The following is a 15046-nucleotide window of genomic DNA, read 5'->3' as shown; positions in this document are numbered from 1 at the left end:
CTACTCGAGCTTGATCCGCTCCGGCGGCACGTCCATCGACGCGATGGACCGGCCGGCGTCGAGCTCCCTCAGCATCCAGTCGAGCCGGACCTGTTCGTGGCCCCGCATCATGTGGAACGACCGGAGCCGCGGGATCCGCACGGCCTTGAGGGTCGGGATCGCCTGCTTCCCCGAGGCCACGGCGAGGTAGATCAGCACGTCGATGTCCCGTCCCTCGCTCCGCTCGGCCGACGCTCGAAGGGCGTCGGTCATCTTCGGGTCGCCGAGCCGCCGCGCCGCATAGGCCGCCATGTCCCGGATGGGCTGCTTCTCGAGTGAGTCGTATGCCGGGTCGAGGAGGACGTGCTCGACGAGGGAGGCCGCCGCCGGGGATGCCCCGGCGGCGGTGGCGCGCAGGATCTCCACCTGATCGTCCGGCTTCGCTCCGGCGAACAGGTCCGCGAGGCCCCGGTCCGCCTCTTCGCCCCCGATCTCACCGAGTCGCGTGTAGGCGAGGCGACGAAGGCCGGGGTCGTCGCCGGCCGCCGCGGCGAGCCACTTCTTGACGTCGTCCTGATTCTCCCGGATCGCGGTGAGGCGACGGAGCAAGCCGTCGAGGTACGCGATCAAGGTCGGATCGGTCTGGACCTTGCCCGCCTCGCGGACTCCCACGATCGCGTCCCAATACCGCAAGGCGACCATCGCGTCGCCGAGGGCGTAGACGTCGCTCCACCGGCTGGCATCCGCGAGCGGCGACGCGAGATACCCCTTCAGAAGGCGCTCCGCGATGCGCGGCCCCGCCCGGCGCTCCTTTGCGGCGACGAGGGGACCGAGGACGCTCTCGACCAGAGGCCAGCGCGGATCCGAGAGGAGCGCGAGCAGCGTCTCCATCGCGCCGGCACCGCCGATCATCGCGATCGAGTTCACCGCGTGGATCGCCACGGTGACTTCCTTGTCCTGTAGAGCCGTCCGGAGCAGGTTGAGCCCCTTGGGGTCTCCGATGGTTCCCAGGACGTTCGCGATCCACATCCGGTCGAGATAGTCCCTCCTGCCCCAGTACCCGCTCAGGGGCTCGATCGCCGCCTCGCCCGAGATCTCGCCGAGCGTGCGGTAGAGCGGCATCCGCACCGACGTCTCGCTCTCGACGTCGAGGCGCGCCACGATCTCCTTCGCCTTCCCGGCGGGCCTGAGCTGCTCGAGGGCGACGGCCGCCGCCGCGCGTGGGATCGACTCGCTGTCCGTGAGCATCTCGAGGAGCGGGGGGATGCCGGCGAGGCTACCGAGGCGCCCGATCGCCCGCGCCGCCGCGGCGCGAACCCCGAGATCCGAGTGCTTGAGATAGGGGAGGATCTTGGGCAGCGTCGACGGATCCGCAATCCGTCCCAGCGCGTCCAGGACGGAGGTGAGGTCCCGCGTCATCTCGGGGATCTCGGCGTACTTCTGCGCCTGGGCGAGGAGCCGCGGGATGCTCGCCGGCGCGGTCAGCGCGCCGACGACCTCGATGCCGCTCATCTGCTCGAACAGCTCGACCGTCGCGGCCCTGAGCCGGCCCGAGTTCAGGAGATCCACGGCGTCCACCTCGCCGAGCATCGCCAGCCCGTAGCACGCCCAGAGCTTCTTCTTGCGGGCGAGTCCGCCGGAGTCCTTGTCGGCCTCCGCGACCGCCGTTCGGAGCGCCTGGACCGACGCGTCGCACTTCACCCGGCCAAGCACGCGGCATGCCAGGGGATAGTTCGGGGTCCTCGGCGCGGTGAATTCCGGCACGATGAACTCGACCATCGGAGGGCCGAGAGCCACGAGCCGCCGCTCGATCGACGAGCGCTCGATCTTGTGGTCCGCGGCGTCGGTCAGGATCGCCTCCACGGCCGCTCGAATCCTCTCGTGCTCGATCATCGCCTGAGCGCTCTCCGACGGCTCCTGCGGGTTCGGCTCCGACGCGATCGCGGTGCCCGCGGCCATCGCGATCAGTAACGCCAGCGGCAGGATCACGCGAAGAATTCGGCGCACGGCAGGTCCTCCCATCAGCGCAGCTCGGCTTGCGACTATATCCCGCGCCCCGCGACGCCGCCAAGTCGCGAGGGTGCTCCAGAGGCCCGCGACGTGAACTCGAGGTTCAGGCTTGATTTTCGTCCGCCTTTCGCTAATAACTAGTGCGGGAGGTCGCACATGGCCCTGACGCGCCGGCAGCGGGAGGTCCTGGACGTGATCCGGGAGTTCATCGGGACGAACGGGTACTCGCCGAGCCTCGAGGAGATCGGGAAGTCCCTCGGCCTCTCCTCGGTCGCGACGGTCCACAAGCACGTCTCGCACCTCGTCGCGAAGGGATACGCGCGCCGGATCTGGAATCAGAACCGCTCGATCGAGCTGACCCCGGGGCCGGAGGTCCCACTGGCTCGGAGCGTGCCGGTCGTGGGGCTGCTCGCGGCGGGTGTCCCGATCGTGACGGTTCCCGACGGCGGGACCGTCGTGATCGCTGCGGGCCTGGCGCCCGAAGGGCTCAAGGCCCATGCGCTCCGGGTCGTCGGCGACTCGCTCCTCCCTGCCGCCATGCGAGATGGCGACCTCGTGATCGTCGAGGAGCGGGTGGAGGCCGCCGACGGCGAGACGGTGGTCGCGATCCTGGACGAATCGCGGTCCGCGGTCGCGACCCTACGTCGCGACCGGGACAGGACGTGGCTCGAGGCTCATCCGGGGGAGCCGTTGACGGTCTCTCCGGCGCGCGTCGAGATCCGGGGGGTGTTGCTCGGACTCGTTCGCAGGTACCCGAAGCCGTGAGCCTCGAAAACTCCCGTCTCAGGTTCCAGGACCCTAGCGGATCCGTCTGGCTCGACGGGCGCCTCGTCGAGCCGCGGGAGGCCGCGATCCTCGTCACCGATCCGGCCATACAGTTCGGCCTGGGAGTCTTCGAGTCGCTGGCCCTGCGCGCGGGGCGCGCGCTCGAGCAGAGCGCGCACGTCGACCGCCTGTTCGCGTGCGCGGCGCGCCTCGGCGTCCCCCTGCCGGCGAGAGCCGAGCTGGAGTCGGCCATCGCAGGGGCCGCGGCCGGCGTCGAGGGAGGCTGCGGCTGGCTTCGGGTGATCGCGAGCCGGTCGGGCCGATGCGCGGTGTTCGCGGGAAGGATGGATCCGTCCGAGGAGGGGAGGAGCGTGCGTGCGGTCCTGCTCCCCTGGCGGCGCAGTCCCGCCGACGTTCTCACCGGGCTCAAGAGCCTGAACTACGCGGCGAACGTGCTGGGCCTCGAGGAAGCCGAGCGGCGGGGCGCCGAGGAAGGGCTCTGGCTCAACACGCGAGGCCATCTCGCGGAAGGATGCTCGAGCAACCTGTTCGTGGTGAGATCGCGCGCGATCTTCACGCCGGCGGAGCGCGACGGGATCCTGCCGGGGATCGTCCGCGGGCTCGCGATCGACGCCGCCCGCGGCCTCGGTCTCCCGATCCACGAGGGGAAGGTGCGCGTTCCCCGGCTGCTTCGGGCGGACGAGGCGTTCCTGACGTCGAGCACCCGGGGCGTCCGGCCCCTGGTGGAATTCGAGGGGAAGCCAGTGGGTCGCGGGCGGCCTGGCCCGGTTACGGCCGCGATCGCGGAGGAGGTCCGCAGGCTCCGCGGGATCGACACGGCGGAGGCGGCGCGCCGGCGTACGTGATAGAACGTCGCCGCGGACTCGCGTCAGAGGGAGGATCACGGGATGGAGCAAGGCGTCACACAAGCGACGGGCTGGATCGTCGCCACCCCTCATGCCTGGACCTTCATCGCGATCTGGGCCGTCGTGGTCCTGGCTTACGGCATCTGGCGCTCGCGGGGTGAGGCGACGCAGGACACGATTCGGCCGTCGGGGCCGACGGGGTAATCCTCGCAGCGGGACCTCGAGCCGGCGACTGCGACCATCCGTGGCGCGATTCGGGATTGGTGGCTCGGGACGGAATTGAACCGCCGACGCAGGGATTTTCAGACGGGTCCCAGAGCTTGTCGTTCCGACGTTTTCGCGAAACGGCGCGGTTTCCTTATCCGAGATATCCGACTAATACGCTAGAATTGCCTTAGCGGGGTCCCTGCTCGGTCCCTACTCGGAACGCACGACAACCCGCGACCGGGGGCAGGCATGGCGACGCAACAGGCTCTCGATCGACTCACGGCCATAATCAAGCAGCTCGACGATGTGGATCGCGAGAAACTTCTCCGGCGAAACCTCGGAGAAGAGTCGATCGAGAAGGCGATAGGTCCGGGCCTCGAGCAACTCGACCAGGTAAAGCACTTCGTCGTGACGTACGCGCAGCAAGTTCACGACAGCCTGGTCGAAGGTATGCGGGGCGTCCTCGAGGGGATACGGACCCTGCTCGCGACCCAGGCGGCAAGGCCGAACGTTGAGTATCTCTCCCAGCGGCAGGTCTTCCTTACCGAGTTCGCCCGGCAACTCGAAGACACGAAGGTCCACATGCCGGGCTTCGTTACCGCAGCGATCGTCGAGCGGGGATTCCTAGAGGACGAAGGCATCCGACGCGAGTACGAGAAGACGGTCACCGAACTCAAGCGCGAATCTGCTGCGACGCTCGCGGCAGTGAAGGAAGAAGCAGAGAAGGCCGTAGCCGGCGCCAAGGAGCTCGCGGATCAAATCGAGCAGCGCGCGCGGCGGACCGCCGCGAAAATCTCGCTGAAGGAGGCGCAGGAGCAGTTCACCTCCGCCACCGTCGACCTTTCCGGGAAGATCAAGCTGTGGGCCAGGTGGACGCTCGGGGCACTCGGCCTCTTGGTTGTGGTCCCACTCGCATTCATGCTGTGGCCACTGCCCAAAGGCGAAGCGTGGCCCGTCGCGCTCTATCACACGCTCCTTCGTATGATCGTGTTGAGCGCGGCGGCGGGCTTTTCCACGTTCTGTCTTCGAATGCTCCGGGCACACATTCACATGAGCGAGAAGAATAAGCACCGCGTTCGAGTCGCCAATAGCGTGGAGAGCTTTGTGAACTCCGCAGTGGATCCGCAGCAAAGGGATCTGATCCTCGCAAAACTCGCGGAGGCCATCGTCGACTTCGGCGACTCGGGCCTGATCCGACACGAACACGACGACACTGGTTCCCCAGCCCTTTCCGGCGACACGATCGGAAGAATCCTGAGCGCGCTGAGTTCGAGGAAGTAGCGAACGGCGCCAACCCAGGAGGTTTGAATGGGAGTCCTAGACGCCCTCAAGGATGCCGGTCAGCTTGCCAAGGGGCTCGCGTCGATTGAGGACAAACAGAAGCTCCTCGATCTCCAGGTCGCAGCCCTCGAGATCGCACAGCGAAATGCCCAACTCGAGCAGGAGAACCGGGAGTTGCGCGAGAAACTGCGGATCCGGGACGAGCTCACGTTCCGCGAGAACGTCTACTGGCGCGACGGCCAGGCGGACAAGGGCCCATTTTGTCCCCCGTGCTGGGACTCGCGCGGGCTACTTGTCCATCTCACGGAAACCACGCCCAATGTGCAGTACGACTGTAGGTCGTGCGGCAAATACTTCACTCTTCGGCCCGCCCCGCCTGTGATACCTCGGCGCGGCGTAAAAGAAGATCCTGACCCCTTCAGACGTTTCTAGGTTCCATCCCGGCGCGCTCGGGCGGGAGGCAGGATGGCTCATAGGTCAGCGCGGTCCGTCTTGACGGTGCTCCACCAGGAGCGGAGCGCGGACTGCATCACGTTCCACGAGTGCAGGTATCAGCGCCCCCACGGCGTCCGCGGGCTCGGGGACGTGCTCGTTATCGTCGCGACCGGCGAGACCCCGAAGGGAGATGAGTGGCGCCGCTATTCCCGATCAAGCGTCGCTTGGTTCCGTTGGCGTGAAGGTCGGCGGACGCCTTACGAGCCCGAGCGTTGCTTTGAGCAAAGGAAGCCGGTCCCCGCGCTGGCGGAGAAAGTGGACCGACTCCGGCGACACGTCGAGAACAGCGGGCACTTCTCACACGGTCCGCTCGGCACCGCGGGGCCCGTCGAAGGCAAAACGCTAGTCTCGCGGGAGAGAGTCGGGCCGGTGGTCCTCGAGTTCCTCTTCGCGCTCGCGGCTCCGATGCTTCCGGTCAAGGGAGAGTCCCGAAGATGGGAAGGGCTGAGTGTGCCCTGCTGGAAGGCTTACTGCATGGCGCAGGCGAAAGAGGATCCGGCGGAGCGTCGAGGGCAACTGCACTCCCTGTTCTGGACGCTGCACCGAGGCTGCCCGTCCCTCGACCGCGCCCCCGCGAATATTCAAGGCCTCGTGAAGCGGCAACTCGCTCTCCGGTCGCAACGCGGGCGGCGCTGGGGACCCCGGCACGAGAAGCCGGAGACCCTCGTGCTCGAGCTCGCCGCGAAGATCCTCCGATGCAGCGTCGAGACGCTCAAGCGCCGCGTCGTCTTTGCCTACCGTACTGACGGCTCTCTCGACCCGTGGAGCATCGGCCTGTCCTGACCTGCCGGTTTCGTACCCCCTTGTCATCCGTGACATGCCGCGGCGGGAGGCCCTATAACCTGGGCCATGGCGGACACAAATGTTCTTGAGGTTGTTGACGGCCCCGCCAGAGTGATCCGGCGGGCCCGGCGAATTCTCGGCCTCTCGGTTCACGAGCTGGCGCTCCGCGCCGATTGCTCGCCGTCGCACCTCTCCCGCGTCGAGCGCGGCCTCGCCCGGCCTGGCCCGGACCTGCTCGCGCGGGTCCTCGAGGTCCTAACCGTTGAGGAGCCGCGGCTGTGAACGCGCCGGCAGGCGAGCGCCTGACCTACAGGACGCGAGAGGCCGCGGAAATGTTGGGCGTTCCGCTGTCGACGCTCCACGATCTGATCCGCCGCGGCGTCCTCGAGGCGGTGCGGCTCGGAGGAGCGGAAATCCTCGAAACACGGAACGGCGTCCGTCGGCGGAGGCGCGGTCTCGTGCTCATTCCGGCCGCAGCTCTCTCAGAGATGATCGAACGGAACCGGGTTCCGGCGCGGGAGCGGAAAACGGGGGCTGCATGAGTATCCGCATCGTTCCGACAGAAGACGACGGCCGGACCGTCTACGCGCCGCGGGTTTTCTGTGACCATTGCGGCCAGGAGATCACCGACGCCGGCCGGGCCATGTTCGCCTGGCCGTGGGACGAAGCGCGAGCCGGCGACTCGACGGCGCCCCTCTTTCTTCACAAGGGACCTTGTGCCGAGACCGCCGCTCCGCGCGAGACGCACGGGTGGGACGAGCTGGAACGGTTTCCGCTGTTCCTCGCGGCCAACATCGGCGCCGACCTTGAGCGGGCGAAGCGATCCGCTCAATTCATGGCGAGGCTCTGACGTGGACCAGGCCGCGGCGATCCGCGAAGCCGAAGCGGTGAAGGGCGCGGCCCGGGGATGGGCTTTCACCCCGGTCAACGGCAAGGTCCCAACGCTTCCCGGATGGCCCGATCTACCCAAGCCCGATGCGGAGCAAATCCGCCAGTGGGCGCGAGCCGGGAACATCGGCCTTCGGTGCGGGAGCGTGTCGGGTGTGGTGGTGGTAGACGAGGATAGGCACAAGGGCGGCCGTCTCGATAGCGTACCTCGGACCCCGACCGTGGAGACTGGCGGAGGCGGCAAACAGTACTATTTCGCGGCGCCCCCCGAGCCCATCGGGAACACGGCCGGGCGGCTCGCCCCCCACGTCGATACTCGCGGGGACCGTGGACAAGTCGTATTTGTAGGGAGCGTCCACCCGGAGACGGGCCGCATCTACCGATGGGCGGACGGTCTCTCGCCGGATGACGTGCAGCTCGCGCCGTTCCCAGCGGATTGGCTTACGAAACTCCGCGGCGGGAACGGGAACGGACACCAGACTCCCGCAAAGGCGTCCGTGGCGGTGGCCGTCCCCGATGCTTACGGCCGTTCGGCTCTCGAGGCGGAATGTCGGGCCGTCCGCGAGGCGCCCGCCGGCACCCGAAATGACACCTTGAACCGCGCGGCGTTCAATCTCGGGACGCTCGTGGGAGGCGGGATCCTCGAGCGCGTGACCGTGGAGGATGCGCTCCTCGACGCGGCGTGCGCCTCCGGACTCGTGTCCGACGACGGGGAGCGGAGCGTCCGAGGGACGATCGCCTCCGGCCTCAAGTCAGGGATCGCGGAGCCGAGGCGCCCCGAGCCGACGCGACAAGGCACACCCGCCCCCGCGGCCGTCGAGGTGGATACAGACGCGCGCGACTCGTCCACCCCGCCCGAATGGGTAGACGCGCCAGAGCGCGACGGGGCAACCCGGCAAGCGCCACCGGCAGAGCCGACCTCCCGGCGTGTCGCCGAGGCCGCCATCTGGCGGAGCGCGGACGTGTACGAGCTGCTCATCGCAGAGCCCGCGCCGGTCCCGTTCTTGGCCGATCGGTTTCTAGCGCGGCAAGAACTGGCGCTCCTCACCGCACCGCCGAAGGAGACGAAAACTTGGGTAACACTCGCGGCGGCCGTCGACCTGGCGCTAGGCCGGCCGGTTCTCGGGCTCTTCGCCGTCGAGCGCCCGCTCCGGGTCCTCCTCGCCGACGAAGAGATGGGGCTCCGGAAGATTCAACGCCGGTTGCAACGGATCACCCTCGGCCTTGGCCTCACTGACAACGACCTCCGCGCCGTCGCGGAACGGATCAATCTTCGGCCACAGCAAGGCATGGGGCTCACGTCGGACGAAGGAATCGAGGCTCTCCGCGTGGCCCTCGAGGCGTTCCGGCCCGACGTGGCGATCTTCGACAGCTTCGCCGCATTCACTAGCGGTATCACCAGCGAGAACGACAACGCGGCCAGGCGCCGGTTCTACAACGCCGCGATCGCACCCTTTAAGCAGAGTTACGACCTGGCCGTCATGATGACCGCGCACCCGCCGCTCCCGTCGCAGAACGCGGCCCCTGACGCGAAGACCCGCCCGCGCGGAGGCGGAGACATTCTCGCCGTCGCCGATCGGGCGTTCTACCTCGAGAAAGTCTCCGAGACGAAAACCGAGCACGGCCGCATCGTGACCGCGACCCTCGGGGAGCGGTTCTCCCGGGAAGGTGGTGGCCTCGACGGCCTCTGTACCGTCACCGTGGAGGATGTGGGCCCGAACGCCACGACGGTCCGCGCCACCTCGAGCGAGAGCGGTTCCCTGGCCGCGGCGGTGGGCAAGCGCGCCGCGTGCGAGCAGGAGATCCTCCACACACTCCGACTCCAACCCGAAGGGCGGATCTACCAGCCGACCCTAACCGAACACTGCAAGGGCAAGGGATACGACCGGACCCGGGTGTACTACCCCGCCTTGAACGGCCTCGAGGGGCTCCGCCGGCTCCGCGTGCTCCCCGCCGTGCCCGGCTCCGGCAAGTCGGGGAAGTGGGTGCAGCTCAGCGAGGAAGACGACCGTGACGACTAGGAGATTGTCGCGACTGTCGGGGGCGATTGTCGGGGAGCACCGCGACAATCGCGAGAGGGACTGTCGGGGCTGTCTAAGAAGACACTCTCCCTGCGACAGTCTCCCGCGAACGAAGAAAGACAGACTGTCCCCCAGACTGTCGCAAACAGGGGGGCAGTCCGGCGGCCTCTGGGCCGCCTTAGACAACCCCCCTCCCGGGCGCGCGGACAGGCCGAGTGTCGGGCGGGAAGGACACACCCTCGCGCCCACGCCACCCGGGCCCCTTCGGTGCTCGCGCCCGTATGGCTCGCAAATCCCTACAGCGAAAAAGGAAGTGAAGCGGTGTCAGTGACTTACGAAAACGTCGAGGCGACTCGGGACCCAGCCGGGACCGCCGAAGCAAAAAGCCGCCTTGAAAAGCCGCACGCCGAGGGACTCGCCGGGGCCGCGCCGATCCCCTGGCCGGTGGCGATTCAGAGCCTCGCCGGGGCGCTTCGACTTCATGGCGTGAAGGCATCGGAGGTGCTCGCGGTAGGGGAGTGGATCGCCGCAACGGAGGCGGCCCTCGAGGAGCCCGTCACGCCGGGCGATCGCGGCACGCTCGGGAGTCTCGCCCGGGTCAAGGTGCTCGAGCTACGCGCCGCGCGCCGACTCCTCGAGCGTGGGATGTTGACGCGCGAAGGAGGCGTCAAGCCGCTCTCTGCCGAGTTCCGCGGATACGTCCGGCTCGGGATCGACCTACAGGCACAACTCCATTACCGGCGCGGCAAGCCGCCCGGCCTTGACCTCGCCGGCTACTTGGCCGCGAGGAGGACCGAGGCCGCCTCCGCTGCGCTCCCCGTGGACGTGTCATCGGTGCAGCCTCCCGGCCCCGACGCGGCTACGGCCCAGCCTGGCAGCGACGCGGGCAACGTCGCGGGGCAAGCCGCCGAAGTCGAGGCCGACGCGCCCGGGAGCGATCCTGGTGAAGTAGGCGAGGAGGTACGGCCGTGAAGATTCCGACCGCTGGAAAAAATTCGAAGGTCGAGGGGCAAGGGCCGGCCGCTCCCTCGAGGCGGGACTCCTCGCCCGCTGGACGAACGGCGACCGGCCACGGGAAGGCGCGGGCTCTGCTCGGCGGGCTCGCGCCCCACCGTTCTAGGGTGACGCCGTGACCGCTCGCGCTTCGTCGAGGCGCCCGGCTGTCCGCGCTCGGATCGCTACGGCGCTCCGCCGGCTCCGGGACCTTGCCGTGTCCGTGGGGACCGCCCGCCGGGAGGCGCTGTCCGCCGTCCTCCGCGTCGGCCTCAGCGGGGGCGACTTGGCCGACGTGCTGACGGCCGCCGCGGTTCTCCGCGAGGTGGAGCGGGAGCGGGCCCGCGTCGAGGGGGATCTAGTCACCGCCTCGCGCGAGGCTCTGAGGGTTGACCGTCGACCGACTCCCGCCGCTCAGCGGGCGAAGGGCGCCCGGGTGCGAGGGGGGAGGCCATGACGATCCCTCGGATTTCCCTCGAGGACTTCGCGGTTGATCCCCAACTCGGGAACTTCAACGAGGCGTCGCCCGGACAGCGGCTCGCGCTCCGGCTCCTCGACGGGCTCCCGCCGGCGGACACGGAGCAGCGGGACCTATTCGAGACGATCGCCGGTCGGCCGTGGGGCGAGGACTTGCGGGCCCCTCGCCGGGTCGTGGCGCTCGTTATGGGCGCCGATTCTGGGAAGAGCATTATGGCCGCCGAGTTGCTCTTGCATCGGGCGCTCTTCGGCGACGTCTCGGCCCTTCGGCCGGGTCAACGCGCGGTCGGGCTTCTCGTGGCACCTGATACCCGGCTCGCGGGAATTCCACTCTGCTACGTCAAGGGCATCCTCGACACGTCGGCGCTCGTGCGCGCGGAGCTGGACGGAGAGCCGGCGGCGGAGACAATCCGGTTCAAGCGCGGAACGGAAGTCGCGATTCTCCCGGCGACGCTCGGCGGCCGCGCAGTTCGTGGCCGTCGATTCGTTGCGGCGGTGCTCGAGGAGACTGCGTTCTTCAGGGATCGTGACTTCGCGGTCAACGACGTGGACATCGTTCGTGCTGTTCGTCCCCGACTCCTCCCCGGGGCGCAGCTCGTGGCGATTTCGACGCCGTGGCGAAAAACCGGCTACCTGTACGACCTGCATCGCGCCGAGTTCGGACAGTCGAAGGGCGCGCTCGTGCTTCAGGCTGCTACCGGGATCATGCGCCCCGACAAGCGAGCCGCCGATCTAGAGCGCGAGTTTGCGGACGATCCGATTTCAGCCGCTGCCGAGCTGGGCGCGCAGTTCCTCGAGGGCGTTGACGGGCTCTTCGGCGTGGCGGACCTCGAGGGGGCGATTGACGAAGGGGTGCAGCGGCGGGGGCGGGTGCCCGGTTTCGCGTACGTCGCCGCGACGGACCCGAGCGGACTGCGAAACGATCCGTGGGCGTTCTGCATCGTTGGCCGCCGCGACGACGGCGCGGTCGTGCAGTTCGTGACGCGCGCATGGCTCCCGGGGTCGAGTGTTGAGCGCATCGTGGCGGAGATCAAGGCCGAGCTGGCCGCGTTCGGCCTCGGCTCGGTTGTCAGCGATCAATACGGCTCCGAGGTGACGCGCGCCCACTTCACGGCCGCCGGCGTGCAGCTCGAGGAGCGCGCGTTCACGTCGGGCCCGTCAAGTCCGAAAACGATGGGATTCAAGGCGCTTCGGGACCTCGTGGTATCGGGTCGGATTCGGCTCCTCGACGATGAGACGCAGCGGCGCGAGCTTCAGCTCCTCGAGGTGACGCGGTTGTCGGGTGGCGGGGAACGGATCGCGGCGCCGGGACGGTTGCACGACGATCGCGCCTGCGCGTTGGCGCTGGCGGTCGGAGAGATCGCTACTCCCGCGCCCCATCAAGGCATTCTCGATTTCATCCGGGCCCAGCGTGCGGCGCAGTTTGCAGCGCGGGGCGTGACGCACGTTGACGGCGTACCCGTAGCGGAGATCCAGACAACGAATTGACCGCGCCCGCTGTGGCGCAGGAAGGACGGACCGAAATGGAAACGATGACCACGACGACGGGCGCGTTGAAGGACCTGAAGGTGGCGGCCGCGCGTCTCCGGACGCGCCAGGCCGCGCTCGAGGAGGAGCACCAGGGCGACGTCGCTCGGGTCGAGAAGGGCCGCGTCTCACTCGAGGAGGCGAAGGCGGCTCACGTCGCCGGGTCCGTCCGGGCCTCGGCGGTCCGGGACGGAGAGGTCGCGGTCGAGGAAATGCAGGCGATCGCGGGACACTCCGCGCACGCGCTCGGGCTGGTCTCCGAAGACCTGGCCCGGGTCGAGGGTGAGATCGCGGTCGAGGAGCGGACCCTCGAGGCGGAACGCCAGCGCAAACTCGCCGCGCCGCTGCTCGCGGAGCATGACCGCCTGCTCGACGAGCTGGCCGCCTCGCTCGCGGCCGTACCTCACGCGGTACTCGCGAAGCTGGGCGCCTTGGTCCGCGAACTCGGGGAGAAGGCGCCGCTCGTCGACGCGCCCTCGGTCGAGCTGGCCGACGTCGCCGCACGCGCCGCGAAGGTCTGGGCCGGGCTCTGCGATCGCTCGTGGGCCGGCATGGACGCGACCGATCCCGGATTCTCCGAGCGGGAGCGCGCGGCTCTGTTCCTGCGGTGGCTCCCCGTCGTGCTCGCCGGTCCGCTGGTCGACGGCGGAACGGTGAACGCGCTCGCCCGTCTCGGCGTGAAGCAGTAAGAACCACGGGCCCCACGGCCCGGTCAAAGGAGTTGTATGAACAAGCTGAACGAGGCGATGGACGCCGCGTGGCGAGCCCTCGCAAAAGAGGCAGCGCATCTCGACGCGGCGGCCAACGCGACGATCGCGCGGCTGCGCGTGGAACTGGCCGAGGCGCAGCAGCCGAAGGCGCCGACGCTCACAAAGCGGGAGATCGTGGCGCTGCGCGAGGCGGAGCGGACGGGCACCGTTCCCGCCGCGGTCAAGCGTCTCGTGAAGGCTCGCAGCCTGTCGGCGGCTCAACGCGCCATGCTCGACGCCAGCGCGATGGCGTTGGAGCAGGACATGCGCCAGTCGAAGCTCGGCTGCCCGCCACACGAGCGGGTCGTCGAGTTGATGACCGAGGCGGTTCTGCGGTTCTTCGACGACGCGCACCCGTTCTTCGATACCGCGCTGGGCGAGGGGTACGTCACCGTGAAGACGCGGCTGCGGAGCGGACTCTTCTAGAGCGCCTGGCGGTGGAACGGGGGCCGCTGTCGGTCCCCGTAAAGGAGCGGCAATGGATCACGATTTCGAGCCGCGCCCCTTGGGGCGCCCTTCCGTCCTCCTTGAAGCGGTCGGCGCCTTCACCGCGGCGGTGCCGAACGGAGCAAGTTTCTCCAGGATCCCGCCTCTCTCGTGGCCGTTCTTTGCCGACCTCTGCGCGAGTTACGGCGCCACGGACGAATGGCTCGCGGACGGTTTCTGCGTCCCCGCCGATGTCGCGGAAGCGGTCGCGGTCGGGATCGAGACCGGAGGAATCGAGGCCGTCGCCGATGCGCAAGCGGGCTATCGGGCCACGCGGGCGACGGGCGTGTTCCCGACGAAGACCTGGCCGGCGGGGGCGACGCGGGAGTACCTCCGGCCGTGGGCCGTCAATCTTCTCGACGAAGGCGCCGAGGAATGCGAGATGGTCATCCCGGACGAGATCGTCGAGGAGTACGAGCACCTCGTTCGGGCCTTCGCGAAGTTCTGCCGCGGGAGCGGCGGGTTCTACATCAGGTTTTGAGACCGGGGTGAGGGGCGGTCCGGGGCGCGGTCTCCCTCAGCGCACCGTCTGGCGACTTCGCCCGGCTGCGCCCCATCTAGAGCACGGCCCGCCCGGGGTGGCTCCCGTGGCGGGCCAGGAGGACGGTGGACATGAACGGCCCAAGGTTAGCACAAGCCGGAGGTGTCCATGTCCTCCTCTGTCGCTCGCCTGACCGCCGACGCCGAGACCGCCATCCGTGCCCGCCTTGCCGCGGGCGACGAAAGCGCGAGGGGCGAGATGATCGAGCGCACGGTGGGGCTCGCGCGGTGGGTTGCGAGCCGGCCGCGGGTGCCGATGCACCTCTTCGACGATGCCGCGCAGGAGGGACGGCTCGCGATCGTGCAGGCGGCGCAGCGGTTCGACCCCGACACGTCGACCCCGTTCCGAATCGTCGCGCTCGTGGTGGCGGAGCGCGCCGTCTGGGATTTGATTCGCCGGGAGTCACCGCTTCACATCCCGGCGTGGTACACGAGGCGGCTCTCCACGGTGCTCCACGTCGCGGCAACGCTCGCCGGCAGGCTGGGCCGGGAGCCGTCGGAGGCGGAGATCGCGGAGGCGGCGGGCATCTCCGTGCGTGCGGTGGCCCAGACGTTCGAGCGGGCCGCCTCGCTCTCGGTCGTCCACCTGGACGACCTGGACCCCGAGGAGCAGCGGGCGATTCTCAGGAAGGTCGCGGCGCCCGGGCCGACGCCGGCAGAGGACGCCGAGCGAGAGGACGCGGCCCGCTGGGTCCGGGAGCAAGTCGCCCGGCTTCCCTCGCGGTCGCGTGGGGTCCTGGTGGCGTACTACGGACTCGACGGCCAGGCCCCACGGGGCGGAGGCGCCCTCGCGAGAGAACTTGGTATCACCCGTCAGGGGGTCGCGTTCCGACTGGCCAAGGCCGAGCGCAGGCTCCGCGCCCTGGCCGAAGTCGCGGGGTTGCAGCCGGCGCGGCGCTGAAGCTGGCGAGGCGCGGAACTCGCCGGCCGCGGGGTGACGGGACGGCTCGTGGACGTAGATCGTTGACGACTTCGCGGC

18 protein-coding genes are annotated in these 15046 nt (G+C 69.0%); 17 read left to right on the top strand and 1 reads right to left on the bottom strand.

The features are described 5' to 3' along the window. Positions 1-1986, bottom strand: a complete 1986-nt coding sequence (locus tag LAO51_04560) for a HEAT repeat domain-containing protein (GenBank protein MBZ5638013.1) — start codon at positions 1984-1986, stop codon at positions 1-3. A 159-nt stretch (positions 1987-2145) separates the two neighbouring features. Between LAO51_04560 and lexA the strand changes: the two genes are divergently transcribed. From lexA to LAO51_04475, 17 genes are all read left to right on the top strand, one after another. Continuing rightward, positions 2146-2754 (top strand): transcriptional repressor LexA, encoded by a 609-nt coding sequence (gene lexA / locus LAO51_04555; protein MBZ5638012.1) that lies wholly within the window; start codon positions 2146-2148, stop codon positions 2752-2754. Further along, on the top strand, positions 2751-3620 hold the full coding sequence (locus tag LAO51_04550) for an aminotransferase class IV (protein ID MBZ5638011.1): 870 nt from the start codon (positions 2751-2753) through the stop codon (positions 3618-3620). Before lexA ends, LAO51_04550 begins: the two co-directional genes overlap by 4 nt. A gap of 42 nt (positions 3621-3662) precedes the next feature. Continuing rightward, complete coding sequence (locus LAO51_04545; protein MBZ5638010.1) at positions 3663-3824, top strand: hypothetical protein; 162 nt, start codon at positions 3663-3665, stop codon at positions 3822-3824. Positions 3825-4076: 252 nt separating this feature from the next. Then, the gene (locus LAO51_04540) at positions 4077-5108 is read left to right on the top strand and encodes a hypothetical protein (protein ID MBZ5638009.1); all 1032 of its coding nucleotides are present in this window, start codon (positions 4077-4079) and stop codon (positions 5106-5108) included. A gap of 27 nt (positions 5109-5135) precedes the next feature. Continuing rightward, positions 5136-5540 (top strand): SIKE family protein, encoded by a 405-nt coding sequence (locus LAO51_04535; protein ID MBZ5638008.1) that lies wholly within the window; start codon positions 5136-5138, stop codon positions 5538-5540. 33 nt (positions 5541-5573) lie between these two features. Beyond that, on the top strand, positions 5574-6386 hold the full coding sequence (locus tag LAO51_04530) for a hypothetical protein (GenBank protein ID MBZ5638007.1): 813 nt from the start codon (positions 5574-5576) through the stop codon (positions 6384-6386). Positions 6387-6452: 66 nt separating this feature from the next. After that, complete coding sequence (locus tag LAO51_04525) at positions 6453-6668, top strand: helix-turn-helix transcriptional regulator (GenBank protein MBZ5638006.1); 216 nt, start codon at positions 6453-6455, stop codon at positions 6666-6668. Positions 6669-6718: 50 nt separating this feature from the next. Continuing rightward, positions 6719-6928, top strand: a complete 210-nt coding sequence (locus LAO51_04520; protein MBZ5638005.1) for a hypothetical protein — start codon at positions 6719-6721, stop codon at positions 6926-6928. Continuing rightward, complete coding sequence (locus LAO51_04515) at positions 6925-7236, top strand: hypothetical protein (protein MBZ5638004.1); 312 nt, start codon at positions 6925-6927, stop codon at positions 7234-7236. The genes LAO51_04520 and LAO51_04515 overlap by 4 nt, the downstream gene beginning before the upstream one ends. A gap of 1 nt (position 7237) precedes the next feature. Then, positions 7238-9295, top strand: coding sequence for a bifunctional DNA primase/polymerase (locus LAO51_04510; protein MBZ5638003.1), 2058 nt, complete (start codon positions 7238-7240; stop codon positions 9293-9295). 321 nt (positions 9296-9616) lie between these two features. Then, the gene (locus LAO51_04505; protein MBZ5638002.1) at positions 9617-10267 is read left to right on the top strand and encodes a hypothetical protein; all 651 of its coding nucleotides are present in this window, start codon (positions 9617-9619) and stop codon (positions 10265-10267) included. Positions 10268-10505: 238 nt separating this feature from the next. Then, positions 10506-10745, top strand: coding sequence for a hypothetical protein (locus LAO51_04500; GenBank protein MBZ5638001.1), 240 nt, complete (start codon positions 10506-10508; stop codon positions 10743-10745). Further along, positions 10742-12253 carry a hypothetical protein gene (locus tag LAO51_04495; protein MBZ5638000.1) on the top strand — a complete coding sequence of 504 codons (1512 nt, stop codon included), beginning with the start codon at positions 10742-10744 and terminating at the stop codon, positions 12251-12253. The genes LAO51_04500 and LAO51_04495 overlap by 4 nt, the downstream gene beginning before the upstream one ends. A gap of 35 nt (positions 12254-12288) precedes the next feature. Continuing rightward, complete coding sequence (locus tag LAO51_04490; GenBank protein MBZ5637999.1) at positions 12289-12981, top strand: hypothetical protein; 693 nt, start codon at positions 12289-12291, stop codon at positions 12979-12981. 36 nt (positions 12982-13017) lie between these two features. Then, on the top strand, positions 13018-13467 hold the full coding sequence (locus LAO51_04485) for a hypothetical protein (GenBank protein ID MBZ5637998.1): 450 nt from the start codon (positions 13018-13020) through the stop codon (positions 13465-13467). Positions 13468-13519: 52 nt separating this feature from the next. Next, positions 13520-14008, top strand: a complete 489-nt coding sequence (locus tag LAO51_04480; GenBank protein ID MBZ5637997.1) for a hypothetical protein — start codon at positions 13520-13522, stop codon at positions 14006-14008. Between the two features lie 168 nt (positions 14009-14176). Continuing rightward, a complete protein-coding gene (locus LAO51_04475; GenBank protein MBZ5637996.1) occupies positions 14177-14968 on the top strand; it encodes a sigma-70 family RNA polymerase sigma factor in 792 nt (263 codons plus the stop codon). Positions 14969-15046 lie beyond the last annotated feature (78 nt).

It is taken from the genome of Terriglobia bacterium, assembly GCA_020073205.1.
GTDB lineage: Bacteria > Acidobacteriota > Polarisedimenticolia > Polarisedimenticolales > JAIQFR01 > JAIQFR01.
Note: the sequence above shows the minus strand (reverse complement) of the source record. Positions and strands in the feature narration are given on the sequence as shown.

What these genes read in the sequence shown, in the direction of transcription:
- lexA (MBZ5638012.1), top strand. Translation starts at nt 2,146, where the DNA reads ATGGCCCTGACGCGCCGGCAGCGGGAGGTCCTGGACGTGATCCGGGAG.
- LAO51_04545 (MBZ5638010.1), top strand. Translation starts at nt 3,663, where the DNA reads ATGGAGCAAGGCGTCACACAAGCGACGGGCTGGATCGTCGCCACCCCT.
- LAO51_04540 (MBZ5638009.1), top strand. Translation starts at nt 4,077, where the DNA reads ATGGCGACGCAACAGGCTCTCGATCGACTCACGGCCATAATCAAGCAG.
- LAO51_04535 (MBZ5638008.1), top strand. Translation starts at nt 5,136, where the DNA reads ATGGGAGTCCTAGACGCCCTCAAGGATGCCGGTCAGCTTGCCAAGGGG.
- LAO51_04530 (MBZ5638007.1), top strand. Translation starts at nt 5,574, where the DNA reads ATGGCTCATAGGTCAGCGCGGTCCGTCTTGACGGTGCTCCACCAGGAG.
- LAO51_04525 (MBZ5638006.1), top strand. Translation starts at nt 6,453, where the DNA reads ATGGCGGACACAAATGTTCTTGAGGTTGTTGACGGCCCCGCCAGAGTG.
- LAO51_04520 (MBZ5638005.1), top strand. Translation starts at nt 6,719, where the DNA reads ATGTTGGGCGTTCCGCTGTCGACGCTCCACGATCTGATCCGCCGCGGC.
- LAO51_04515 (MBZ5638004.1), top strand. Translation starts at nt 6,925, where the DNA reads ATGAGTATCCGCATCGTTCCGACAGAAGACGACGGCCGGACCGTCTAC.
- LAO51_04495 (MBZ5638000.1), top strand. Translation starts at nt 10,742, where the DNA reads ATGACGATCCCTCGGATTTCCCTCGAGGACTTCGCGGTTGATCCCCAA.
- LAO51_04490 (MBZ5637999.1), top strand. Translation starts at nt 12,289, where the DNA reads ATGGAAACGATGACCACGACGACGGGCGCGTTGAAGGACCTGAAGGTG.
- LAO51_04485 (MBZ5637998.1), top strand. Translation starts at nt 13,018, where the DNA reads ATGAACAAGCTGAACGAGGCGATGGACGCCGCGTGGCGAGCCCTCGCA.
- LAO51_04480 (MBZ5637997.1), top strand. Translation starts at nt 13,520, where the DNA reads ATGGATCACGATTTCGAGCCGCGCCCCTTGGGGCGCCCTTCCGTCCTC.
- LAO51_04475 (MBZ5637996.1), top strand. Translation starts at nt 14,177, where the DNA reads ATGTCCTCCTCTGTCGCTCGCCTGACCGCCGACGCCGAGACCGCCATC.